Source organism: Bradyrhizobium sp. MI1.11 (assembly GCF_055811255.1).
On the sequence record NZ_JBVVPM010000038.1, the window covers coordinates 12,633 to 35,955 of the forward strand.

The window sequence follows — 23,323 nt, forward strand, 5'->3', positions numbered from 1 at the left end:
AAGTAGCCGCTTTAGCCCTGTGATATCTCAATTATTCGCCTCCGACCACGTGGATGTGGGCGGAGCGCATAAGCCCTTGCGCCAATACGGAGTTGCAATTTCCGCTCATCTCTGGCGGTAAAGAGCATGCTCTCGACCCCCAGTTCCTCATTCCGCGAAGCCTATCAGGCCCAGATCGCGTCCGGTGCGATCGAGCCCGACGCTGCGCAGGCCGAAATCGCCGACGCCTATGCGGCGCTCGACCAGCGGCTCGCCGATTACAAGCCGCAGCGCAAGCAGGGCCTGCTCAGCCGCCTGTTCAGCAGCGACAAGGACGAGGCGCCGCATGGGCTCTACGTCCATGGCGAGGTCGGCCGCGGCAAGACCATGCTGATGGATCTGTTCTTCCAGCACGCGACCGTCGAGCACAAGCGGCGCGCGCATTTCCACGAATTCATGGCCGATGTGCACGAGCGCATCTACGATTTTCGCCAGGGCATCGCCCGCGGCGAGATCGCCGACGGCGACGTCATCGCGCTGACGGCGCATGCGATCTTCGAGGAGAGCTGGCTGCTCTGTTTCGACGAATTCCACGTCACCGACATCGCGGACGCGATGATCCTCGGCCGCCTGTTCGCAAAGCTGCTGGAGCTCGGAACCGTCGTGGTCGCGACCTCCAACGTCGCGCCTGACGACCTCTACAAGGGCGGTCTGAACCGTTCGCTGTTCCTGCCCTTTATCAGGCAGATCACCGACCACATGGACGTGCTGCGGCTCGACGCGCGCACCGACTTCCGGCTGGAAAAGCTTCAGGGCGTGCCGATGTGGTTGACGCCGGCAGACACCGAGGCCGACGCCGCGCTCGACCGCGCCTGGTCGAAGATGTCAGGCAGCGCCAAATGCAAGTCGCGCGATATTTCGATCAAGGGCCGCATCCTGCACGTGCCGTGCTCGGCCCACGGCGTGGCGCGCTTCGCGTTCGCCGATCTCTGCGAGAAGCCGCTCGGGGCATCCGACTATCTCAGGCTGGCGCACGACTATCACACCATCCTGGTCGACCATATTCCAGTGATGGATTTCTCCCAGCGCAACGCCGCCAAGCGTTTCATTACGCTGATCGACACGCTCTATGACAATGCCGTGAAGCTGATGGCCTCGGCCGATGCCAACCCGATCTCGCTCTATCTCGCCAATGAGGGCAACGAGGCCAACGAGTTCAAGCGCACCGCCTCGCGCCTGATCGAAATGAGCTCGGAATCCTATCTGGCACTGCCCCACGGTCGCAAGGATTCCACCGCCAGCGGTTCGACCAAGGGGTTGGTGGAGACTTAAGTCCTATTTCACCATCTTCTCCGGCGTCATTCCGGGGCGCGACGAAGTCGCGAGCCCGGAATCCATCCTGCCGCCGACTCTACTGCCTCATGGATTCCGGGCCTGCGCCTGTTGGCGCATCCCGGAATGACAGCCTGGGTATTCTGGCTGCTATCCCGGCAAGCCCGACAATTGGGCAACCCGTGACTTGAACGGGGGAGGCGAAAGGGATAACCACCCGTCTCAGTTTTCCCCTCCTTACGTGTCTAAAGGACAGGTTCACATGGCGCGCGACAAGATTGCTTTGATTGGCTCCGGTCAGATCGGCGGAACGCTGGCTCATCTCATCGGCCTGAAAGAGCTGGGCGACGTGGTGATGTTCGACATCGCCGAGGGCGTGCCGCAGGGCAAGGCGCTCGACATCGCGCAGTCCTCGCCGGTCGACGGCTTTGACGCGCACTACACCGGCGCCAACTCCTACGAGGCGCTCGACAACGCAAAAGTCTGCATCGTCACCGCCGGCGTGCCGCGCAAGCCCGGCATGAGCCGCGACGACCTCCTCTCGATCAACCTCAAGGTCATGGAACAGGTCGGCGCCGGCATCAAGAAATACGCCCCCGACGCTTTCGTCATCTGCATCACCAACCCGCTCGACGCGATGGTCTGGGCGCTGCAGAAGGCTAGCGGCCTGCCGCACAAGAAGGTCGTCGGCATGGCCGGCGTGCTGGATTCGTCGCGCTTCCGCTACTTCCTGGCCGACGAGTTCAACGTTTCGGTCGAAGACGTCACCGCCTTCGTGCTGGGCGGCCATGGCGACACCATGGTGCCGCTGGTAAAATACTCCACCGTCGCCGGCATCCCGCTGCCCGATCTCGTCAAGATGGGCTGGACCTCGCAGGCGCGCCTCGACGAGATCGTCGACCGTACCCGCAACGGCGGCGCCGAGATCGTCAACCTCCTCAAGACCGGCTCGGCCTTCTACGCGCCGGCGGCTTCCGCGATCGCGATGGCCGAGAGCTATCTGCGTGACAAGAAGCGCGTGCTGGCCTCGGCCGCCTACCTGAACGGCGAATACGGCGTGAAGGACATGTATGTCGGCGTGCCCGTCGTGATCGGCTCCAAGGGCGTTGAGCGCGTCGTCGAGATCGAGCTCGTCGGCAAGGATCGCGAAGCCTTCGACAAGTCGGTCGGCGCGGTGCAGGGTCTGGTTGATGCCTGCAAGAAGATCGCACCCGATCTTCTGGGCCGCTAAGGTCGAAACATTCCGCCGAAGATCGAAAACCGGTCTTCGGCGGTTTCATTTCCGGGGTCCGCCAAACCTTGTTTAAGGTTGGGGCGGGTCCTGGTCCGCAAGTCCAGAGATCGATGTCAGAGAATCCGGGTTGCAGTTCCTGTGGTATATGGTATGCCAGCCACAAGACTGAGGTGGGCCTACGAGGTCACCGCCCGCGGGTTCAGGGAGCGACCATATGAATATCCATGAATATCAGGCCAAAGCGCTGCTGAACGAGTTCGGCGTCGCGATCTCCAAGGGCGTTCCGGTCCTGAAGGCGGCCGATGCGGACGCGGCGGCAAAGGCACTCCCGGGCCCGGTCTGGGTTGTGAAGAGCCAGATCCACGCCGGCGGCCGCGGCAAGGGCAAGTTCAAGGAAGCCTCGGCCGGCGACAAGGGCGGCGTCCGCATCGCCAAGTCGGCCGCGGAAGTTTCCGAATTCGCCAAGCAGATGCTCGGCGCCACGCTCGTCACGATCCAGACCGGCCCCGCCGGCAAGCAGGTCAACCGCCTCTACATCGAGGACGGCTCCGACATCGACAAGGAATTCTACCTCTCGATCCTGGTCGACCGCGAAACCTCGCGCGTCTCGTTCGTGGTGTCGACCGAGGGCGGCGTCAACATCGAGGACGTCGCGCATAACACGCCTGAGAAGATCGTGACCTTCTCGATCGATCCCGCGACCGGCATCATGGGCCATCACGGCCGCACCGTCGCGAACGCGCTGAAACTCTCCGGCGATCTCGCCAAGCAGGCCGAGAAGCTCACCGCGCAGCTCTACGCGGCGTTCGTCGCCAAGGACATGTCGATGCTGGAGATCAACCCGCTGGTCGTGACCAAGCAGGGCCAGCTCCGCGTGCTCGACGCCAAGGTGTCGTTCGACGACAACGCCCTGTTCCGTCACCCCGAGGTGCTCGCGCTGCGCGACGAGACCGAGGAAGACGCCAAGGAAATCGAAGCGTCGAAACACGACCTCAACTACGTCACCCTCGACGGCAATATCGGCTGCATGGTCAACGGCGCCGGCCTCGCGATGGCGACGATGGACATCATCAAGCTCTACGGCATGGCGCCGGCGAACTTCCTCGACGTCGGCGGCAGCGCCAGCAAGGAGAAGGTCGCGGCCGCCTTCAAGATCATCACAGCGGATCCCAACGTGAAGGGCATCCTGGTCAACATCTTCGGTGGCATCATGAAGTGCGACGTGATCGCCGAGGGCGTCACGGCCGCCGTGCGCGAGGTCGGCCTCAGCGTGCCGCTGGTGGTTCGCCTCGAAGGCACCAATGTCGAGCTGGGCAAGAAGATCATCCGTGAATCCGGCCTGAACGTGGTGCCGGCCGACAATCTCGACGACGCCGCGCAGAAGATCGTGAAGGCCGTCAAGGAAGGCTGAGGCCATGACCCAGGACCATCTCGCTGCATCATCCCCGCTGCCGGAGCACGCGCGTCTTGCCGCGTTCGCCGGTGAATGGAATGGCGAAGAGGTGGTCTTTCCGTCGCGCTGGACGGAGGGCGGGACGGCGACCTCTCACGTCGTGGCCCACATGGATCTCAATGGCTTCTATCTGATCCAGGACTCGGTCCAGACCCGCGACGGCAAGCAGAGCTTCGCCACCCACGGCATCTTCACCTTCGACCGCGAAGACCGGACCTACAAATTGTTCTGGTACGATTCGCTCGGCTACACGCCGCCCTCGCCCGCCTCCGGCGGGTGGGTCGGCAAGACCCTGACGCTGGTGCGCGGCTCGCTCCGCGGCAATGCGCGCCACGTCTATGAAATCATCGACGACGATTCCTATTCGTTGAAGATCCAGTTCTCGCCGGACGCGGAAGGCTGGGCCGACGTGCTCACCGGCGTCTACCGCCGCATCCACTGACCTCTCACTCGTTAGTTTCGCGAAAGCAGACCTCATGTCCATCCTGATCGACAAGAACACCAAGGTCATCTGCCAGGGCTTTACCGGCAAGAACGGCACCTTCCACTCGGAGGCTGCGATTGCCTATGGCACCAAGATGGTCGGCGGCACCTCGCCGGGCAAAGGCGGCGCGACGCATCTGGGCCTGCCGGTGTTCGACACCGTGCGCGAGGCGCGTGAGAAGACCGGCGCCGATGCGTCCGTGATCTACGTGCCGCCTCCGGGCGCCGCCGATGCGATTTGCGAGGCCATCGATGCCGAGATCCCGCTGATCGTCTGCATCACGGAAGGTATCCCGGTCATCGACATGGTCAGGGTGAAGCGTTCGCTGGCGGGCTCCAAGTCGCGCCTGATCGGGCCGAACTGCCCGGGCGTCATGACCGCCGGCGAGTGCAAGATCGGCATCATGCCGGCCAACATCTTCAAGACCGGCAGCGTCGGCATCGTCTCCCGCTCGGGGACCCTGACCTACGAAGCCGTGTTCCAGACCACCCAGGAAGGCCTCGGCCAGACCACCGCGGTCGGCATCGGCGGCGATCCGGTCAAGGGAACCGAGTTCATCGACGTGCTGGAAATGCTGCTCGGCGACCCCAAGACCGAGTCGATCATCATGATCGGCGAGATCGGCGGTTCCGCCGAGGAAGACGCCGCCCAGTTCCTCAAGGACGAGGCCAAGCGCGGCCGCCAGAAGCCGATGGTCGGTTTCATCGCCGGTGTCACAGCCCCTCCCGGTCGCCGCATGGGCCACGCCGGCGCGATCATTTCGGGCGGCAAGGGCGACGCCGGTTCCAAGACCGACGCGATGAAATCGGCTGGAATTACAGTGTCCCCGTCTCCCGCTCGGCTCGGGCACACGCTTGCCGAAATATTGAAAGCCTGATTCACACCTTCGTAATTTTCCGGGCGAAGTTTCGCAGCAAATAGGGTAAATGGTGCCTGTCGCGCTGGTCCTCTGCCGGGGAGCCCAGCGCCAGCGCCGTTTGTTATGCGCGAACCGAAATCGCCAGGAACTCAAGTATGTCTCGCCAAGACGCGAACGCAGCCTTTGCCCTCTCCTCCTTTTTGCAGGGCACCAACGCCACCTACATCGACGAAATCTATGCCCGCTACGAGAAGGACCCGTCCTCGGTGGATGCCGAGTGGCAGGACTTCTTCAAGAGCCTCAACGACCAGCCGGGCGACATCAGCAAGAACGCCCAAGGCCCGTCCTGGGAGCGCGCCAATTGGCCGCTGACCCCGCAGGACGATCTGACCTCCGCGCTCGACGGCAATTGGGCGGAAGTCGAGAAGACGGTCGGCGCCAAGATCGCGGCCAAAGCGCAGGCCAAGGGTGGCGACAAGGGCGCCGGCCTCTCCTCCGCCGATTTGCTCCAGGCCACCCGCGACTCGGTCCGGGCCCTGATGCTGATCCGGTCCTACCGCATGCGCGGCCACTTCCACGCCAAGCTCGATCCGCTCGGCATCGAAGCCCAGCGCAATCGCGAAGAGCTCGATCCGCGGACCTACGGCTTCAGCGAAGCCGATTTCGACCGCAAGATCTTCCTCGACCATGTGCTCGGTCTCGAATACGCCAGCTTGCGCGAAATCACCGCGATCTGCGAGCGCACCTACTGCCAGACGCTCGGCGTCGAGTTCATGCACATCACCAACGCGGCGCAGAAGGCGTGGATCCAGGAGCGCATCGAGGGGCCGGACAAGGAAATCTCCTTCACCCGCGAAGGCCGCCGCGCCATCCTGATGAAGCTGGTCGAGGCCGAAGGCTTCGAGAAGTTCTGCGACACCAAGTTCACCGGCACCAAGCGCTTCGGCCTGGACGGTGCTGAATCGCTGATTCCCGCGCTCGAGCAGATCATCAAGCGCGGCGGCAATCTCGGCGTGAAGGAGGTCGTGCTGGGCATGCCGCATCGCGGCCGCCTCAACGTGCTGACCCAGGTGATGGGCAAGCCGCACCGCGCGCTGTTCCACGAGTTCAAGGGCGGTTCGGCCAATCCTGATGCGGTCGAAGGCTCGGGCGACGTCAAATATCACCTCGGCGCGTCCTCGGATCGCGAGTTCGACGGCAACCGCATCCATCTGTCGCTGACCGCCAACCCCTCGCATCTCGAGATCGTCGATCCCGTGGTGCTCGGAAAAGTCCGCGCCAAGCAGGACCAGCACGGCGATCCGCCGGATATGCGCATCTCGGTGATGCCGCTGCTGATGCATGGCGACGCCGCGTTCGCCGGCCAGGGCGTGGTTGCGGAATGCTTCGGCCTGTCGGACCTGAAGGGCTACCGCACCGGCGGCTCCGTGCACTTCATCGTCAACAACCAGATCGGCTTCACCACCTATCCGCGTTATTCCCGTTCGTCGCCTTACCCGTCCGACGTGGCGAAGATGATCGACGCGCCGATCTTCCACGTTAACGGCGACGATCCGGAAGCCGTCGTGTTCGCGGCCAAGGTCGCGACCGAGTTTCGGCAGAAATTCCACAAGCCCGTCGTCATCGACATGTTCTGCTACCGCAGGCATGGCCATAACGAAGGCGACGAACCGGCTTTCACCCAGCCGGTGATGTACAAGAAGATCGCGGCCCATCCCTCGACGCTCGAGCTCTACGCCCGCCGCCTCATCAGCGAAGGCGTGCTGACCGAGGGCGAGGTCGAGAAGGCCAAGGCCGACTGGCGCGCGCGGCTCGATGCCGAGCTCGAAGCCGGCTCCGGCTACAAGCCCAACAAGGCCGACTGGCTCGACGGCAAATGGGCCGGCTTCAAGATCGCGGATCAGGAAGAAGATGCGCGGCGTGGCGTCACCGGCGTCGACATCGCCGCACTGAAGGACATCGGTCGCAAGATTACCAAGGTGCCGGATGGTTTCCGCGTCCACCGCACCATCCAGCGCTTCCTCGAAAACCGCGCCAAGGCGATCGACGGCGGCACGGGCATCGACTGGGCGACCGGCGAGGCGCTGGCGTTCTGCACGCTGCTCAACGAGAACCACCATGTCCGCCTGTCCGGACAGGATTCGGAGCGCGGCACCTTCTCGCAGCGCCACTCGGTCCTGATCGACCAGGAAGACGAGAGCCGCTACACGCCGTTCAACCATCTCGGTCACGAGCAGGGCCATTACGAGGTCATCAACTCGCTGCTGTCGGAAGAAGCCGTGCTCGGCTTCGAATACGGCTATTCGCTCGCCGAGCCGAACACGTTGACCCTGTGGGAAGCGCAGTTCGGCGACTTCGCCAACGGCGCGCAGGTCGTGTTCGACCAGTTCATCTCCTCGGGTGAGCGCAAATGGCTGCGCATGTCCGGCCTCGTCTGCCTCCTGCCGCACGGCTATGAAGGCCAGGGACCGGAGCATTCCTCGGCGCGTCTGGAGCGTTATCTCCAGATGTGCGCGGAAGACAACATGCAGGTGGTCTATCCGACCACGCCGGCGAACTACTTCCACGTGCTGCGTAGGCAGCTCCATCGCGAGATCCGCAAGCCGCTGATCGTGATGACGCCGAAGTCGCTGCTGCGTCACAAGCGGGCGGTGTCGCGCCTCGAGGAGCTCGCGAAGGGAACGACCTTCCACCGCATCCTGTATGACGACGCCCAGATGCTGCCGGGCGAAGCGGTCAAGCTCGTGCCCGACGAGAAGATCCGCCGCATCGTGCTCTGCTCGGGCAAGGTCTATTACGACCTCTACGAGGAGCGCGAGAAGCGCGGGATGGACGACATCTACCTGATGCGCATCGAGCAGCTCTATCCGGTGCCGCTCAAGGCGCTGGTGGCCGAGCTGTCGCGCTTCAAGAAGGCCGAAGTGGTGTGGTGCCAGGAAGAGCCCCGCAACATGGGTGCCTGGCACTTCATCGAGCCCTATCTGGAATGGGTGCTGAACCAGGTGAACGGTGCGAGCCGGCGTCCGCGTTACGTCGGCCGCGCCGCCTCCGCCGCGACCGCCACAGGTCTGATGTCGAAGCATCAGGCGCAGCTGAAGGCGTTCCTGGACGAAGCATTGAGCTGAACTTTTTCGAGCTGCGCTATGCCCCGCCTTGTGTGCAATGGCGCACTGGAGCGGGGCATCCGGCAAACCGTGGCGTCCGTCGTGAATGCGAACGTTTCGGCTTGCTGGATGGCCTGCTTTTCGCAGGCCGATGACACCTGAAAATTCCCGACCGCATTGGCGATCTCCTTAAGGAAAAGACCATGACTGAAATTCGTGTGCCGACCCTCGGCGAATCCGTCACCGAGGCCACCATCGGCCGCTGGTTCAAGAAGGCCGGCGATCCCGTCGCCGTCGACGAGCCCTTGGTGGAGCTCGAGACCGACAAGGTCACCATCGAAGTCCCGGCGCCGTCCGCGGGCACGCTGAGCGAGATCATCGCCGCAGATGGCACGACCGTTGCGGTCGGTGCGCTGCTCGGGCAGATCACCGAGGGCACGGCCGGCGTCGCAAAGACGCCCGCCAAGCCGGCTGCCGCGCCCGCGCCTGCTCCCGCCGCGGCGGCTCCAGCCGCCGCCCCGGCCGCGTCGAAAGCACCGCCGGCCGACTCGCCGCTCGCGCCCTCCGTGCGAAAGCTCTCGGCCGAGACCGGCATCGACGCCTCGACCGTTCCCGGCTCCGGCAAGGACGGCCGGGTCACCAAGGGCGACATGCTCGCCGCGATCGAGCGTGCGGCCTCGGCGCCGACCCCGGTCAACCAGCCGGCCGCAGCGGTCCAGGTTCGCGCACCCTCGCCGGCCGACGACGCAGCCCGCGAAGAGCGCGTCAAGATGACCCGGCTGCGCCAGACCATCGCGCGCCGCCTCAAGGACGTGCAGAACACCGCCGCCATGCTCACGACCTTCAACGAGGTCGACATGACCAACGTCATGGCGCTGCGTGCGCACTACAAGGATGCGTTCGAGAAGAAGCACGGCTCGAAGCTCGGCTTCATGGGCTTCTTCACCAAGGCCGTCGTGCAGGGGCTGAAGGACATCCCGGCCGTCAACGCCGAGATCGACGGCACCGACCTGATCTACAAGAACTACTACCACATCGGCGTCGCCGTCGGCACCGACAAGGGCCTCGTCGTGCCCGTGGTGCGCGACTGCGACAACAAGTCGATCGCGGAGATCGAGAAGGGCATCGCCGATTTCGGCCGCCGTGCCCGCGACGGCCAGCTCAAGATCGACGAGATGCAGGGCGGCACCTTCACCATCACGAACGGCGGCATCTACGGCTCGCTGATGTCGACCCCGATCCTGAACGCGCCGCAGTCCGGCATTCTCGGCATGCACAAGATCCAGGAGCGGCCGATGGTCGTCGGCGGCAAGATCGAGGTCCGCCCGATGATGTATCTGGCGCTGTCCTACGATCACCGCGTCATCGACGGCAAGGAAGCCGTGACCTTCCTGGTTCGCGTCAAGGAGAGCCTGGAAGATCCGGCGCGCCTGGTGCTCGATCTCTGATCGCTGATGCTCTGCGAGCGCCGTCGCCTTTCGCGACGGCGCGTGTCGAACCATGGAGGCGCGTGTGACCGATAAGGTCGTTGTCATCACCGGCGGCAGCCGCGGCATCGGGCGTGCGACCGCGATTGCGGCGGCCAAGCGCGGCTTCCGAATCGTCGTCGCCTATGCCAGCAACAAGACGGCCGCCGATGAGGTGGTCGCGGAGATCGCGGCCAGCAACGGCAATGCCGTCGCGGTGAAATGCGATGTTGCCGAGGAAAGCGATATCCTGGCGCTGTTCAAGGCCGCGGACGCGTTCGGCACGCTCGGGGCGCTTGTCAACAATGGCGGTATTGTCGGGACCAGCGGCGTGCGCGTCGACGAGATGTCGGCCGAGCGCATCCAGCGCGTGATGGCGGTCAATGTCACCGGCTCCATCCTCTGCGCGCGCGAAGCGGTGAAGCGGATGTCGACCAGGCACGGCGGCCAGGGCGGCGTCATCGTCAATCTGTCGTCGGTTGCTGCCAAGCTCGGCGCGCCGAACACCTATGTCGACTATGCCGCGTCCAAGGGCGCGATCGATTCCTTCACCGTCGGCCTCGGCCATGAGGTTGCCGGCGAGGGCATTCGTGTCGCGGGCATCCGGCCCGGCCTGATCGACACCGAAATCCACGCTGCCGGCGGTGAGCCCGACCGCGCCCATCGTCTGGCCCATATGGTGCCTATGAAGCGCGTCGGTACTGCCGATGAAGTCGCCAATGCCATCGTCTGGCTGATGTCGGACGAGGCCTCCTACGTCACCTCAGCCATTCTCGATGTGTCCGGCGGACGCTGACGCGCCGCGCGGACGCTGACACATCCCTCAACGCTAAACTTACGGGACTTTCTCTCATGGCATACGATCTCGTCGTCATCGGCACCGGACCGGGCGGTTATGTCTGCGCGGTGCGTGCAGCGCAGCTCGGCATGAAAGTCGCCGTGGTGGAAAAGAACGCGACGCTCGGCGGCACCTGCCTCAATGTCGGCTGCATGCCGTCGAAGGCGCTGTTGCACGCCTCCGAAATGTTCGAGGAGGCCGGGCATTCCTTCGCCAAGATGGGCGTCAGCGTTTCCGCGCCGAAGCTCGATTTGCCTGCGATGATGAACTTCAAGCAGCAGGGCATCGACGGCAACGTCAAGGGCGTCGAGTTCCTGATGAAGAAGAACAAGATCGACGTGCTCAAGGGAGCCGGCAAGATTCTCGGCACCGGCAAGGTCGAGATCTCCGCCGACGGCAAGTCGCAAGTGATCGAGACCAAGAGCATCGTGATCGCCACCGGCTCGGACATCGCGCGTCTGAAGGGCATCGAGATCGACGAGACGCGTATCGTGTCGTCGACCGGCGCGCTGTCGCTGGACAAGGTCCCCGGCAAGCTCTTGATCGTCGGCGCCGGCGTGATCGGCCTCGAGCTCGGCTCAGTGTGGAAGCGTCTCGGCGCCGAAGTCGTCGTCGTCGAATTCCTCGACCGCATCCTGCCCGGCATGGACGGGGAGATCGCCAAGCAATTCCAGCGCATCCTGGAGAAGCAGGGCTTTGCGTTCAAGCTGGGTGCCAAGGTCACGGGCGTGGACACCTCCGGCAAGGCGCTGAAGGCGACGGTCGAGCCCGCCGCCGGCGGCGCTGCCGAGACGCTGGAAGCCGATGTCGTTCTCGTCTGTATCGGCCGTGTGCCGTACACGGATGGGCTGGGCTTGAAGGAAGCCGGCGTTGCGCTCGACAATCGCGGCCGCGTGCAGATCGATCCGCACTTCGCCACCAGCGTGAAGGGCGTCTATGCCATCGGCGACGTCGTCGCGGGCCCGATGCTCGCGCACAAGGCCGAGGATGAAGGCGTCGCGGTTGCCGAGATCATCGCGGGGCAGGCCGGCCACGTGAACTACGATGTTATCCCAGGCGTCGTGTATACCACGCCGGAAGTATCCTCCGTCGGCAAGACCGAGGAGGAGCTGAAGCAGGCGGGCGTGGCTTATACGGTCGGAAAGTTTCCCTTTACCGCCAACGGCCGCTCCAAGGTCAACCAGACCACCGACGGCTTTGTGAAGATTCTCGCAGATGCGAAGACCGATCGCGTGCTCGGCGTGCACATTATCGGCATTGAGGCCGGCGAAATGATCCATGAGGCGGCCGTTCTCATGGAGTTTGGCGGCAGCGCGGAGGATCTCGCGCGCACCTGCCACGCGCACCCGACCCGCTCCGAGGCCATCAAGGAAGCCGCGCTTGCAGTCGGCAAGCGGGCCATCCATATGTAGGTGGCGCCCAGCGCCGAATCGGGCGGGAAACACATGCTACGCCGCCTGCTTCAACCGGTCTGGGTCCTGCTTGCGATCATCTTCCTGATCGAAGCCTGGCTGTGGGACCATCTCGAACCGATCGTCGCGCGGGTTGTCGCAATTGTCCCGCTCGCCCGGTTCAAGCAATGGCTGTCGGACCGCGTCGATGCGCTGTCGCCGGCGATGACGCTGATAGTGTTCGCCGTGCCCATCATCCCGCTGTTTCCGCTCAAGCTGGTCGGCCTGTGGCTGCTCACGCACGAATACTGGACCAGCGCGGTCTTCACCATCGTGTTCGCAAAGCTGCTCGGGGTCGGCGTCACCGCCTTCGTGTTCGATGTGACGCGCGACAAGCTGATGGAGATGCACTGGTTCGAGCGGCTGTACGATCTGGTGCTGAAGCTGCGTGCCAAGGCCGCCGAGCTGGTCGATCCGGTCAAGCGGCGCATCAAGGAGCTGATCGCCGGCAACGGCGAAGGCTGGTCCTCACGAACCCTCCGCCTGATCCAGCGTTTTCGCAAGAGCGTGCACGAAGCGCGTTGAGCGTCGACGCAATGAGCGTCGCGTAGCCCGGATGAGCAAAGCGATATCCGGGATTCCTTATTGTGGCTCCCCGCATGTCGCTGCGCTCATGCGGGCTACGAGCCTCAATGCAGATGCAGCAGATGCGGCGACCATGCGCCGAGCACGGTCATTCCAAGTCCGGCAAGCGACAGCAGGCCCGCGATCCAGGCGAGCGGTAGCATGCCGGTGATGATCGTCGCCGAGGCCAGGACGATGCCGATCTGGAAGGCGGCGGACGCCAGCTCGAAGTGATGATACTTCGCAGTCGCCTCGTCGCGCTCATGCTCGGCGTGCTTGGCCTTTTCGGCCAGCTGCTCGGTGCCTTCGCCGGTCTCGGGCTCGGAGCGGTAGCGCTGCGCGGTCTTCTGCCAGTCCTCGATCTGCTTCTGCACGGCCACCTTGTTGGCCTCGTCGCTCGCCGCGCCGAGGATGAGCTTGCCCTGGTCGGCCATGGTCTGCACCACGGTGCGGCGGATGCTCTTGGCCTGGAAGAAGGCCCAGAGGTTGGAGGCCTCGACGTTCTTGCTGATCGATTCGGTCTGGGCGCCCTTGCCGAGCGTCTCGGAGATCGCCAGGAACAGCGCCAGGACCGCGATCAGGAGCGCGATCTTCTTGTTCGAGCCGGACGCGTGTTCGGCGTGCTCGGCATGCTCCATGCTTTCATGTGCGCTCATAAATTCCTCCTGGCTCGGTTCCCCACGATTGACCGAACCGCGGGCGCCGCGCAAGAGGCATGCGCGCCGCGAGGCTTGCTATGACAGCTTCATGTCAGCATCAGCGCCGCGGATGCGCGCTGGCATAGACTTCCAGCAGCCGCTCGGCATCGATGCCGGTATAGATCTGCGTGGTCGAGAGCGAGGCATGGCCGAGCAATTCCTGGATCGCGCGCAAATCGCCGCCGCGCGACAACAGATGCGTGGCGAAGGAATGCCGGAGCGCGTGCGGCGTGGCGCTGTCGGGCAGGCCGAGCGCGCCGCGCAGCCGCTCCATCGCGAGCTGGATGATGCGCGGGCTCAACGGCCCGCCGCGTGCGCCGACGAAGATCGGGCCTTCGGCCGGCAGCGGATACGGGCACATCGCGACATACTCCTGCACCAGCGCGAGCACGTTCTGGAGCACCGGCACCATGCGGGTCTTGTTGCCTTTGCCTGTCACGATCAGCACGTCGCCTTCACCGGGACGCGGCACCTCGCGGCGCGTCAGCCCCAGCGCTTCGGAGATGCGCAGGCCCGAGCCGTAGAGGAGTGCCATCACCGCGGCATCGCGCGCCAAAATCCAGGTCTCGCGATCCTCGCCGGCGCGCTCGTCGGCGTCCGCAAGACGTTTGGCCGACGCCATCGGCAGCGGCTTTGGCAGGCTCTTTGCGACTTTCGGCGCGCGGATCGCCGAGAGTGCGCCGACCTTGCCCTTGCCTTCGCGTTCGAGGAAGCGGCCAAACGAGCGCAGGCCCGCGAGTGCGCGCATCAGCGAGCGCCCGGCAATATCATCGGCGCGGCGCATCGCCATGAAGGCCCTGATATCGGTGGCTTCCAGCGCGGCGAAACGCTTCAGCGTCACCCGCTCGCCCCAATGGCCGCAGAGGAAATTCAGGCACTGCCGCAAATCGCGGCCATAGGCCTCGAGCGTCTTCGGCGACAGCCGTCGCTCCGCGCCGAGATGCGACAGCCAGCGCGTCATCTCCTGCGCGATGTCAGGATCGGCGCTGGCGAGCTCGATCTGTGGGGCGGCCGCTTTGCTCATGCGCTCTGGACGTGGTGATTCCACTCAGTATATCGCATCACACTCGTTTATCGTTCGCTAAGGCCGCCTCAGGGCGCTAGCCTTGAAGCCCCCGGGTTCCGATTCCCCTCCATGGACCACACGTCGCGCAGCAACGCCGTCTCCGCCAACGCGACCCGCATGGTCGACGTGCTGGTGCCGGTCGCGCTCGACCAGACCTATTCGTACAAGGTGCCGCGTGGGATGGAGCTGAAGGCGGGCGACATTATTGGCGTGCCGCTCGGCCCGCGCGAGGTGCTCGCCGTGGTTTGGGCCGAAAACGCCAATCCGGATCCGCGCCTGCACAACCGCCTCAAGGAGGTCAGCGAAAAGCTCGACATCCCGCCGCTGAAGCCCGAGCTGCGTGCAGTCGTGGACTGGATCGCCAATTACACGCTGAGCCCGCGCGGCATGGTGCTGCGCATGTGCCTGCGGATGGGCGAGAACCTCGGCCCCGAGCGGGTGCGCGCCGGCGTGCGCCTGACCGGCGATCTCCCGCGGCGACTGACGCCGGCGCGGCAGCGCCTGATCGAGGTGCTGTCGGACCGGCTGCTGCACGGCAAGTCCGAGGCGGCCAAGGAGGCCGGCGTTTCGGCCGGCGTGATCGACGGCCTCGTCGACGAAGGCACGCTCACGGTCGAGCCGATGCCGCCGCCTCCACCGCCGCCGCCGCCAGATCCGGATTTCAGCCGGCCGGATTTTTCGCCGCTCCAGCGCGCCGGAGTTGATGCGATGCGCGCGCTCGCGGCCAACGGCAGCTTTCACGTCGCGCTGCTCGACGGTGTCACCGGCTCGGGCAAGACCGAGGTTTACTTCGAAGCCGTGGCCGAGGCGATCCGCCGCGGAAAACAGTCGCTGATCCTGATGCCGGAGATCGCGCTCACCGGCCAGTTTCTCGATCGCTTCGCGCAGCGTTTTGGCGTGCGTCCCTTGGAATGGCATTCCGAGCTGACGCCGCGCACCCGCGCACGCAATTGGGCGGCGATCTCCGAGGGCAGCGCGCCGGTCGTGGTCGGCGCGCGCTCGGCGCTGTTTCTGCCCTACGCCAATCTCGGCCTCATCGTGGTCGATGAAGAGCACGACCAGGCCTACAAGCAGGACGAAGGCGTGCATTATCACGCCCGCGACATGGCGGTGGTGCGCGCGCATATCGCGAAGGTTCCGATCGTGCTGGCATCGGCGACGCCGTCGGTCGAATCCGAGGTCAATGCGCGCAAGAACCGCTATCAGCGCATCGCGCTGCCGTCACGCTTCGGCGGCCAGCACATGCCGCATATCGAGGCCATCGACATGCGCCGCGAGCCGCCGGCGCGCGGCCGCTTCATCTCGCCGTGGCTGGCGTCCGAGATCAGGACCGCGATCGAGCGGCGCGAGCAGGCGCTATTGTTCCTCAATCGCCGCGGCTATGCGCCGTTGACGCTGTGCCGCGCCTGCGGCCATCGCTTTGCCTGCACCATCTGCGATGCCTGGTTGGTCGATCACCGCTTCCGCCAGCGCCTCGTCTGTCACCATTGCGGCTTCTCGATGCCGCGTCCGCAAACCTGCCCGCATTGCGCGGCGGAGGAATCGCTGGTCGCGGTCGGGCCCGGCGTCGAGCGCTTGCAGGAAGAGGCGGCCGCGCTGTTCCCGGAGGCGCGCACCATGGTGCTGTCGAGCGATCTCATCACCTCGATCGAGACGATGCGCTCCGAGCTGAATGACATCGCGGAGGGCCGCGTCGACGTCATCATCGGCACCCAGCTCGTCGCCAAGGGCCACAATTTCCCGCGGCTCAATCTTGTCGGCGTGGTCGATGCGGATCTCGGCCTGTCCAATGGCGATCCGCGCGCCTCCGAGCGCACCTGGCAATTGCTCAACCAGGTGATCGGCCGCGCCGGGCGCGAGCAGGGCCGCGGCGTCGGCTATCTCCAGACCCACCAGCCCGACCATCCCGTGATGAAGGCGCTGATCGCCTGCGACCGTGAAGCGTTCTACGACAGCGAGATCGATTTGCGCGAACGCACGCTGTATCCGCCGTTCGGGCGGCTCGCGAGCCTGATCATTTCCGCCGGCGACCGGCCGAGCGCCGAAGGCTTCGGCCGCCACCTCGTTGCGCTCGCGCCGCGCGACGAGCGGGTGGTGGTGCTGGGCCCAGCGGAAGCCCCGCTCGCCGTCATCAAGGGCCGCTACCGCTTCCGCATCCTGGTGAAATCGGCGCGCGGCTTCGACCTGTCGGATTATCTGCGCAACTGGCTTGCCGTATGCCCGAAGCCGAAGGGCAATCAAAAGCTCGAGGTCGACGTCGATCCGCAGAGCTTTTTGTAGCCGCTGTCATTCCGGGGCGCGACGAAGTCGCGAACCCGGAATCCATTCATCCACCGACCCTGCTGTTCGATGGATTCCGGGCTCGCGCTGCGCGCGCCCCGGAATGACGAAGCCCGCCGTCCCCCAAGACGGCGGGCTTGTTTCACGCGTCGCGCGCTCTAGGAGACGACTTCCGCGGTGACGCGGCCGACGCCGGCGCCGGTGAGGCCGATAGCGCGGGCAGCGCCCGTGGAGAGGTCGAGGACACGGCCGCGAACGAACGGGCCACGGTCGTTGATGGTGACGATGACGCTGGAGCCGCCATGGGTGACCCGCAGCTTGGTGCCGAACGGCAGCGAACGGTGCGCCGCGGTCATGGCGTTCTGGTTGAAGCGCTGGCCCGAGGCAGTCCTGCTGCCGGACTCGTTCCCGTAAAAGGAAGCCATGCCGGAGAAGGCACGTCCGGTGCCCTGCGACGGCGTCATCGACGCATTGGCGTTACGCCAATCGGAGGACGTGTTGGCATCGTTCTGGGCCTGGTGGCGGTGATGATGGTGGGAATACCGATGGTGATGCCGGGATTTGGCGGAAGCTTCGGTGGCAGTTCCCCCGATGAGAAGAGTTGCGGCAACAAAAGCGATCGCCGTACGCGGCCGGGTCACTGAGCCCAGCGTCTTCAAACAAAGCATATATTGGTTCCTAAGCTAGTATTGCCACATATGTGGCAAGTGGAGCCCCCGTAAGTTTGCGAGCGGGACCGCGTTTCGATTCCTAATGAGGCGTGAATTGGGCAGTAAATCCGTTCTGTGTCGCCGTGTAATATCTTGTTACCGGTGGAGATATTCAGCCGACATCCCGTAATATTGGAATTTAACGATTCGTTAACCTCTAAATTACTCGCGAATACTGTAAAACGAAGTCATCGCTTTCCGCATTTAGAATTCGGAAAGTATTCGGCGAGTGAAGCTGGATGCGCCGGAATCACGCCTCAGCGATCCGTGTTCATGGCCGCTATGCGCTGAGGGCAGGAACCAATGGCCGGCATCGGCTCGGGGGTGGGCTTAGGGGCTGTGGCAATTCCGCGGCATGGCAGGTCGTCGTCGCGTCGTCGTGGAGTGCGACGAACTGGCGACAGAACGTCATGCCTTTAATTTGGCGTCATGTTGCACGTGCGCGCCTGCTATGTTAGCAAAGCCGCGATTTTAACGAGCCCGGCACTTCCGTGCGGGGTCGAAAATCGAAGTCCCGCTTGAATTCCAAGGGCTTGGATCGCTAGGCGCCGCTTTGTGGCGACGGTTTTTCCCTTGCGAGTTTGACAGCAAAAAGAGCACGTCTGTGGCTGCAGAAGATACGTCCGTTTCCGGTGTGTCGGGCCGTTATGCAACGGCCTTGTTTGAACTGGCCCGCGACCAGAAAGTGGTCGACGAGGTCAAAGCCGATCTCGAAAAATTCGAGGGCATGCTGAACGAAAGCGCCGATCTGAAGCGCCTCGTCCGCAGCCCTGTGTTCGCGGCCGATGCCCAGTCCAGGGCCCTCTCGGCCGTTTTGGACAAGGCGGGCATCGCCGGCATCTCCGCCAATTTCCTGAAAGTGCTGACCGCCAACCGCCGCCTGTTCGCGGTGGCTGACGTCATCCGCGCCTATCGCGCCCTGGTCGCCAGGTTCAAGGGCGAGGCGACGGCCGACGTCACCGTGGCGGAGGCGCTCTCGGACAAGAATCTCGACGCCCTCAAGGTTGCCCTGAAGTCGGTCACCGGCAAGGACGTCGCGCTCAACGTGAAGATCGATCCCTCGATCATCGGTGGCCTCGTGGTCAAGCTTGGCAGCCGGATGATCGATAGCTCGCTTCGCACCAAACTCAATTCGATCAAGCACGCGATGAAAGAGGCAGGCTGATGGACATCCGCGCCGCGGAAATTTCCGCGATCCTCAAGGACCAGATCAAGAATTTCGGCCAGGAAGCTGAAGTCTCCGAAGTCGGACAGGTGCTGTCCGTCGGCGACGGTATCGCCCGCGTTTACGGTCTGGATAACGTCCAGGCCGGTGAAATGGTCGAGTTCGAGAACGGCACCCGCGGCATGGCGCTGAACCTCGAAACCGACAACGTCGGTATCGTCATTTTCGGCGCCGACCGCGAGATCAAGGAAGGTCAGACCGTCAAGCGCACCCGCGCCATCGTGGACGCGCCGGTCGGCAAGGGCCTGCTCGGCCGCGTCGTCGACGCGCTCGGCAACCCCATCGACGGCAAGGGCCCGATCCAGGCCGACAAGCGCATGCGCGTCGACGTCAAGGCGCCCGGCATCATTCCGCGCAAATCGGTGAACGAGCCGATGGCGACCGGCCTCAAGGCGATCGACGCCCTGATCCCGATCGGCCGCGGCCAGCGCGAGCTGATCATCGGCGACCGTCAGACCGGCAAGACCGCGATCGCGCTCGACACCATCCTCAACCAGAAGCCGCTCAACGCGCAGCCGGACGAGAACATCAAGCTGTATTGCGTCTACGTCGCGATCGGCCAGAAGCGCTCGACCGTTGCCCAGTTCGTGAAGGTGCTGGAAGAGCAGGGCGCGCTCGAATATTCGATCATCGTGGCCGCCACCGCGTCGGATCCGGCGCCGATGCAGTACATCGCGCCGTTCACCGGCTGCACCATGGGCGAGTACTTCCGCGACAACGGCATGCACGCCGTCATCATCTATGACGATTTGTCCAAGCAGGCCGTCGCCTACCGCCAGATGTCGCTCCTGCTGCGCCGCCCGCCGGGCCGCGAAGCCTATCCGGGCGACGTGTTCTATCTGCATTCCCGCCTGCTCGAGCGCGCGGCGAAGCTGAACAAGGACCAGGGCTCGGGCTCGCTGACGGCGCTGCCGGTCATCGAAACCCAGGCCAACGACGTGTCGGCCTACATTCCGACCAACGTCATCTCGATCACCGACGGCCAGATCTTCCTCGAAACCGACCTGTTCTTCCAGGGCATCCGCCCCGCGGTGAACGTCGGTCTGTCGGTGTCGCGCGTCGGCTCCTCGGCGCAGACCAAGGCCACCAAGAAGGTCGCCGGCAAGATCAAGGGCGAGCTGGCGCAGTACCGCGAAATGGCGGCGTTCGCGCAGTTCGGCTCCGACCTCGACGCCTCGACCCAGCGCCTGCTCAACCGCGGCTCGCGTCTCACCGAGCTCCTGAAGCAGCCGCAGTTCGCGCCGCTGAAGATGGAAGAGCAGGTCTGCGTGATCTGGGCCGGCACCAACGGCTATCTCGATCCGCTTCCGGTCAACAAGGTGCGCGCGTTCGAGGACGGTCTGTTGTCGCTGCTGCGCGGCAAGAACGTCGATATCCTCAACGCGATCCGCGATAGCCGCGATCTCTCCGACGACAGTGCCGCCAAGCTGAAGTCGGTGGTCGAAGGTTTCGCCAAGAGCTTCGCATAAGAGAACGGTCGCAAGGCCGGGCTTCGTGTCCCGGCCTTCCGTGCCTCACTGCATGGAAACGAAGACGTGGATGCCCGGGACACGCCCGGGCATGACGACTGGGATAGGCTAGCGGCTTGATCCAAGGGGTCGAACCGCCGGGGTGAACGAAGAATGGCGTCACTTAAAGACATGCGCGTCCGCATCGCCTCCACCAAGGCGACGCAGAAGATCACCAAGGCCATGCAGATGGTCGCGGCGTCCCGGTTGCGCCGCGCCCAGCAGGCGGCCGAGGCGGCGCGGCCCTATGCCGACAAGATGAGCGCGGTGATCTCCAACATCGCCAGCGCTGCCGCCGGTTCGCCCGGCGCTCCGGTGCTGCTGGGCGGCACCGGCAAGGATCAGGTTCACCTGCTGCTGGTCTGCACCGGCGAGCGTGGTCTGTCCGGCGCCTTCAACTCCTCGATCGTGCGTCTCGCGCGCGAGCGCGCCCAGGCGCTGATCGCGCAGGGCAAGGAAGTCAAATTCTTCTGCGTCGGTCGCAAGGGCTACGAGCAGCTCCGCCGCCTGTACGACAAGCAGATCATCGAGCACCTCGACCTGCGCGGCGTTCGTCAGCTCGGCTTCCTCAACGCCGAGGACATCGCCAAGAAGGTCTTGGCCCGCTTCGACAACGGCGAATTCGACGTCTGCACGCTGTTCTACGCGCAGTTCAAGTCGGTGATCGCCCAGGTCCCGACCGCGCAGCAGATCATTCCGTTGACCGTGGAAGAAAAGGCGGCGAACGCGCCGTCGACGTCCTACGACTACGAGCCGGAGGAAGACGAACTCCTCTCCGGCCTGTTGCCGCGGAATATCGCGGTGCAGATTTTCCGCGCGCTGCTGGAAAACAACGCCTCGTTCTACGGCGCGCAGATGAGCTCGATGGACAACGCCACCCGCAACGCGGGCGAAATGATCCGCAAGCAAACCCAGATCTACAACCGAACCCGTCAAGCCCAGATCACCAAGGAGTTGATCGAGATCATCTCCGGCGCCGAGGCGGTCTGACGCACGAACCAAACGACGGTCGTTCAAGTAAAGAATTTCGAAGGAGAGCTTCATGGCTACAGCAGCTACCCAGGTCGGTCGTGTCACCCAGGTCATGGGCGCCGTCGTCGACGTTCAGTTCGAAGGCCATCTGCCGGCCATTCTGAATTCGTTGGAAACCAGGAACGGCAACATCCGCCTCGTGCTGGAAGTTGCGCAGCATCTCGGTGAGTCCACCGTGCGCACGATCGCGATGGACGTGACCGAAGGTCTGGTCCGCGGCCAGGAAGTGACCGACACCGGTCAGCCGATCTCGGTTCCCGTCGGCGCGGGCACGCTCGGCCGCATCATGAACGTGATCGGCGAGCCGATCGACGAAGCCGGCCCGATCCAGTCCGAAGGCATGCGCGCCATCCACCAGGAAGCGCCGAGCTACACCGACCAGTCGACCGAAGCTGAAATTCTCGTCACAGGCATCAAGGTCGTCGACTTGCTCGCGCCCTACGCCAAGGGCGGCAAGATCGGCCTGTTCGGCGGCGCCGGCGTCGGCAAGACCGTGCTGATTCAGGAGCTGATCAACAACGTCGCGAAGGCGCACGGTGGTTACTCCGTGTTCGCCGGCGTCGGCGAGCGTACCCGCGAGGGCAACGACCTCTATCACGAGTTCATCGAGTCCAAGGTCAACGCCGATCCGCACAATCCGGATCCGAGCGTCAAGTCGAAGTGCGCGCTGGTGTTCGGCCAGATGAACGAGCCGCCCGGCGCCCGCGCCCGCGTCGGCCTCACCGGTCTGACCGTCGCCGAGCACTTCCGTGACCAGGGTCAGGACGTGCTGTTCTTCGTCGACAACATCTTCCGCTTCACCCAGGCCGGTTCTGAAGTGTCGGCGCTGCTCGGTCGTATCCCGAGCGCCGTGGGTTACCAGCCGACGCTTGCCACCGACATGGGCGCGCTGCAGGAGCGCATCACCACCACGCAGAAGGGTTCGATCACTTCGGTGCAGGCCATTTACGTTCCGGCCGACGACTTGACCGACCCGGCGCCCGCGACCTCGTTCGCGCATTTGGACGCCACCACGGTGTTGAACCGCGCGATCTCGGAAAAGGGCATCTATCCGGCGGTGGATCCGCTCGACTCGACCTCGCGCATGCTCTCGCCGCTCGTCGTCGGCCAGGAGCATTACGACACCGCGCGTCAGGTCCAGCAGGTGCTGCAGCGCTACAAGTCGCTGCAGGACATCATCGCCATTCTCGGCATGGACGAGCTTTCGGAAGAGGACAAGCTGACGGTGGCCCGCGCCCGCAAGATCGAGCGCTTCCTGTCGCAGCCGTTCCACGTCGCCGAAATCTTCACCGGCTCGCCCGGCAAGTTCGTCGACCTCGCGGACACCATCAAGGGCTTCCGCGGCCTCTGCGAAGGCAAGTACGATCACCTGCCGGAAGCCGCCTTCTACATGGTCGGCACCATCGAAGAGGCGATCGAGAAGGGCAAGAAGCTGGCGGCCGAGGCGGCCTAAGCTGCGAAGGGCGAGCAGGGAGTAGCGAATAGTCGCGCTGCTCCCGCTCCATTCGCAATTCGCTACTCACCATTCGCAGGTTTCCAATGGCCACCTTCCACTTCGATCTCGTCTCGCCGGAAAAGCTCGCCTTCTCGGGCGAGGTCGACCAGGTCGATATCCCCGGCGTCGAAGGTGATTTCGGCGTGCTGGCGGGACACGCTCCGGTCGTGGCCGCGATCCGGCCCGGCATTCTCACCGTGACCACCGGCGGCAAGCACGAGAAGATCATCGTGCTCGGCGGTATCGCCGAAGTTTCCGACAAGGGCCTGACGGTACTCGCCGACGTCGCGACCTCGCTGGCCGAGCTCGATCGCGCCCAGTTCGCCGCGACTATCTCGGAGATGGAAGAGGGATTGAAGGAGCACGAAGGCAACGAGCTCGATCAAGCCATCGCGCGGCTCGACCATTTCAAGAGCATCCAGCAGCAGCTCAGCAGCACGGCTATGCATTAAGCCCCGGTGCATCGCGCCGGGGCCCGAACTGAAAATTCCTGAATAAGTTCAGCGCTCGTCACGGAAGTGGCGGGCGCTGAAACTTTGTTGCAC

19 protein-coding genes are annotated in these 23,323 nt (G+C 64.3%); 16 read left to right on the forward strand and 3 right to left on the reverse strand.

Going from position 1 to position 23,323, the window contains the following annotated elements; translation table 11 throughout:
- Positions 1-126: 126 nt before the first annotated feature.
- From zapE to AC0L30_RS29675, 10 genes are all read left to right on the forward strand, one after another.
- Complete coding sequence (zapE, locus tag AC0L30_RS29630; RefSeq protein WP_473405825.1) at positions 127-1,311, forward strand: cell division protein ZapE; 1,185 nt, start codon at positions 127-129, stop codon at positions 1,309-1,311.
- A gap of 262 nt (positions 1,312-1,573) precedes the next feature.
- Entirely contained in the window at positions 1,574-2,542 is a 969-nt protein-coding gene (gene mdh / locus AC0L30_RS29635) for a malate dehydrogenase (protein ID WP_007598869.1), read from the forward strand.
- A gap of 217 nt (positions 2,543-2,759) precedes the next feature.
- The gene (gene sucC, locus AC0L30_RS29640; RefSeq protein WP_007598871.1) at positions 2,760-3,956 is read left to right on the forward strand and encodes an ADP-forming succinate--CoA ligase subunit beta; all 1,197 of its coding nucleotides are present in this window, start codon (positions 2,760-2,762) and stop codon (positions 3,954-3,956) included.
- A 4-nt stretch (positions 3,957-3,960) separates the two neighbouring features.
- Positions 3,961-4,440, forward strand: a complete 480-nt coding sequence (locus tag AC0L30_RS29645; RefSeq protein ID WP_007598873.1) for a DUF1579 family protein — start codon at positions 3,961-3,963, stop codon at positions 4,438-4,440.
- Between the two features lie 34 nt (positions 4,441-4,474).
- Positions 4,475-5,359 (forward strand): succinate--CoA ligase subunit alpha, encoded by an 885-nt coding sequence (gene sucD / locus AC0L30_RS29650; RefSeq protein ID WP_473405826.1) that lies wholly within the window; start codon positions 4,475-4,477, stop codon positions 5,357-5,359.
- Positions 5,360-5,496: 137 nt separating this feature from the next.
- Positions 5,497-8,466, forward strand: a complete 2,970-nt coding sequence (locus AC0L30_RS29655) for a 2-oxoglutarate dehydrogenase E1 component (protein ID WP_473405827.1) — start codon at positions 5,497-5,499, stop codon at positions 8,464-8,466.
- 182 nt (positions 8,467-8,648) lie between these two features.
- Complete coding sequence (gene odhB, locus AC0L30_RS29660) at positions 8,649-9,893, forward strand: 2-oxoglutarate dehydrogenase complex dihydrolipoyllysine-residue succinyltransferase (RefSeq protein ID WP_219681810.1); 1,245 nt, start codon at positions 8,649-8,651, stop codon at positions 9,891-9,893.
- A 52-nt stretch (positions 9,894-9,945) separates the two neighbouring features.
- Positions 9,946-10,707 carry an SDR family oxidoreductase gene (locus tag AC0L30_RS29665; protein ID WP_473405828.1) on the forward strand — a complete coding sequence of 254 codons (762 nt, stop codon included), beginning with the start codon at positions 9,946-9,948 and terminating at the stop codon, positions 10,705-10,707.
- Positions 10,708-10,763: 56 nt separating this feature from the next.
- Positions 10,764-12,161 (forward strand): dihydrolipoyl dehydrogenase, encoded by a 1,398-nt coding sequence (gene lpdA, locus AC0L30_RS29670; RefSeq protein WP_219681809.1) that lies wholly within the window; start codon positions 10,764-10,766, stop codon positions 12,159-12,161.
- A 33-nt stretch (positions 12,162-12,194) separates the two neighbouring features.
- Positions 12,195-12,725: a hypothetical protein gene (locus AC0L30_RS29675; protein WP_219681808.1), complete on the forward strand. Its 531-nt coding sequence runs from the start codon at positions 12,195-12,197 to the stop codon at positions 12,723-12,725.
- 104 nt (positions 12,726-12,829) lie between these two features.
- Here the strand turns inward: AC0L30_RS29675 and AC0L30_RS29680 are convergent, their stop codons facing one another.
- Both AC0L30_RS29680 and AC0L30_RS29685 read right to left on the reverse strand, forming a co-directional pair.
- Complete coding sequence (locus AC0L30_RS29680) at positions 12,830-13,420, reverse strand: DUF4337 domain-containing protein (RefSeq protein ID WP_007598882.1); 591 nt, start codon at positions 13,418-13,420, stop codon at positions 12,830-12,832.
- 100 nt (positions 13,421-13,520) lie between these two features.
- Positions 13,521-14,486: a tyrosine recombinase XerC gene (locus tag AC0L30_RS29685; protein WP_219681807.1), complete on the reverse strand. Its 966-nt coding sequence runs from the start codon at positions 14,484-14,486 to the stop codon at positions 13,521-13,523.
- Positions 14,487-14,597: 111 nt separating this feature from the next.
- On the opposite strand from AC0L30_RS29685, the gene AC0L30_RS29690 reads away from it, so the two are divergent.
- Positions 14,598-16,808, forward strand: a complete 2,211-nt coding sequence (locus AC0L30_RS29690; RefSeq protein ID WP_473405829.1) for a primosomal protein N' — start codon at positions 14,598-14,600, stop codon at positions 16,806-16,808.
- A 158-nt stretch (positions 16,809-16,966) separates the two neighbouring features.
- On the opposite strand, the gene AC0L30_RS29695 is transcribed toward AC0L30_RS29690, so the two are convergent.
- Positions 16,967-17,476: a septal ring lytic transglycosylase RlpA family protein gene (locus AC0L30_RS29695; RefSeq protein WP_007598887.1), complete on the reverse strand. Its 510-nt coding sequence runs from the start codon at positions 17,474-17,476 to the stop codon at positions 16,967-16,969.
- 646 nt (positions 17,477-18,122) lie between these two features.
- Between AC0L30_RS29695 and AC0L30_RS29700 the strand changes: the two genes are divergently transcribed.
- From AC0L30_RS29700 to AC0L30_RS29720, 5 genes are all read left to right on the forward strand, one after another.
- Complete coding sequence (locus AC0L30_RS29700) at positions 18,123-18,683, forward strand: F0F1 ATP synthase subunit delta (RefSeq protein WP_007598889.1); 561 nt, start codon at positions 18,123-18,125, stop codon at positions 18,681-18,683.
- The gene (gene atpA / locus AC0L30_RS29705) at positions 18,683-20,212 is read left to right on the forward strand and encodes a F0F1 ATP synthase subunit alpha (RefSeq protein ID WP_007598893.1); all 1,530 of its coding nucleotides are present in this window, start codon (positions 18,683-18,685) and stop codon (positions 20,210-20,212) included. Before AC0L30_RS29700 ends, atpA begins: the two co-directional genes overlap by 1 nt.
- A 153-nt stretch (positions 20,213-20,365) precedes the next feature.
- Positions 20,366-21,241 (forward strand): F0F1 ATP synthase subunit gamma, encoded by an 876-nt coding sequence (locus AC0L30_RS29710; protein WP_007598895.1) that lies wholly within the window; start codon positions 20,366-20,368, stop codon positions 21,239-21,241.
- Between the two features lie 52 nt (positions 21,242-21,293).
- Positions 21,294-22,736, forward strand: coding sequence for a F0F1 ATP synthase subunit beta (gene atpD / locus AC0L30_RS29715; protein ID WP_007598896.1), 1,443 nt, complete (start codon positions 21,294-21,296; stop codon positions 22,734-22,736).
- An 86-nt stretch (positions 22,737-22,822) separates the two neighbouring features.
- Positions 22,823-23,230, forward strand: a complete 408-nt coding sequence (locus AC0L30_RS29720) for a F0F1 ATP synthase subunit epsilon (RefSeq protein ID WP_007598897.1) — start codon at positions 22,823-22,825, stop codon at positions 23,228-23,230.
- The last annotated feature ends 93 nt before the right edge of the window (positions 23,231-23,323 follow it).

Excerpts from the sequence above, each read along its gene's own strand:
- atpD (WP_007598896.1), top strand. The coding sequence starts at position 21,294 with ATGGCTACAGCAGCTACCCAGGTCGGTCGTGTCACCCAGGTCATGGGC.
- atpA (WP_007598893.1), top strand. The coding sequence starts at position 18,683 with ATGGACATCCGCGCCGCGGAAATTTCCGCGATCCTCAAGGACCAGATC.
- sucD (WP_473405826.1), top strand. The coding sequence starts at position 4,475 with ATGTCCATCCTGATCGACAAGAACACCAAGGTCATCTGCCAGGGCTTT.
- AC0L30_RS29675 (WP_219681808.1), top strand. The coding sequence starts at position 12,195 with ATGCTACGCCGCCTGCTTCAACCGGTCTGGGTCCTGCTTGCGATCATC.
- mdh (WP_007598869.1), top strand. The coding sequence starts at position 1,574 with ATGGCGCGCGACAAGATTGCTTTGATTGGCTCCGGTCAGATCGGCGGA.
- AC0L30_RS29690 (WP_473405829.1), top strand. The coding sequence starts at position 14,598 with ATGGACCACACGTCGCGCAGCAACGCCGTCTCCGCCAACGCGACCCGC.
- AC0L30_RS29665 (WP_473405828.1), top strand. The coding sequence starts at position 9,946 with ATGGAGGCGCGTGTGACCGATAAGGTCGTTGTCATCACCGGCGGCAGC.
- AC0L30_RS29680 (WP_007598882.1), bottom strand. The coding sequence starts at position 13,420 with ATGAGCGCACATGAAAGCATGGAGCATGCCGAGCACGCCGAACACGCG.
- AC0L30_RS29720 (WP_007598897.1), top strand. The coding sequence starts at position 22,823 with ATGGCCACCTTCCACTTCGATCTCGTCTCGCCGGAAAAGCTCGCCTTC.
- sucC (WP_007598871.1), top strand. The coding sequence starts at position 2,760 with ATGAATATCCATGAATATCAGGCCAAAGCGCTGCTGAACGAGTTCGGC.
- AC0L30_RS29655 (WP_473405827.1), top strand. The coding sequence starts at position 5,497 with ATGTCTCGCCAAGACGCGAACGCAGCCTTTGCCCTCTCCTCCTTTTTG.
- AC0L30_RS29710 (WP_007598895.1), top strand. The coding sequence starts at position 20,366 with ATGGCGTCACTTAAAGACATGCGCGTCCGCATCGCCTCCACCAAGGCG.
- zapE (WP_473405825.1), top strand. The coding sequence starts at position 127 with ATGCTCTCGACCCCCAGTTCCTCATTCCGCGAAGCCTATCAGGCCCAG.
- lpdA (WP_219681809.1), top strand. The coding sequence starts at position 10,764 with ATGGCATACGATCTCGTCGTCATCGGCACCGGACCGGGCGGTTATGTC.
- AC0L30_RS29695 (WP_007598887.1), bottom strand. The coding sequence starts at position 17,476 with ATGCTTTGTTTGAAGACGCTGGGCTCAGTGACCCGGCCGCGTACGGCG.
- odhB (WP_219681810.1), top strand. The coding sequence starts at position 8,649 with ATGACTGAAATTCGTGTGCCGACCCTCGGCGAATCCGTCACCGAGGCC.
- AC0L30_RS29685 (WP_219681807.1), bottom strand. The coding sequence starts at position 14,486 with ATGAGCAAAGCGGCCGCCCCACAGATCGAGCTCGCCAGCGCCGATCCT.
- AC0L30_RS29645 (WP_007598873.1), top strand. The coding sequence starts at position 3,961 with ATGACCCAGGACCATCTCGCTGCATCATCCCCGCTGCCGGAGCACGCG.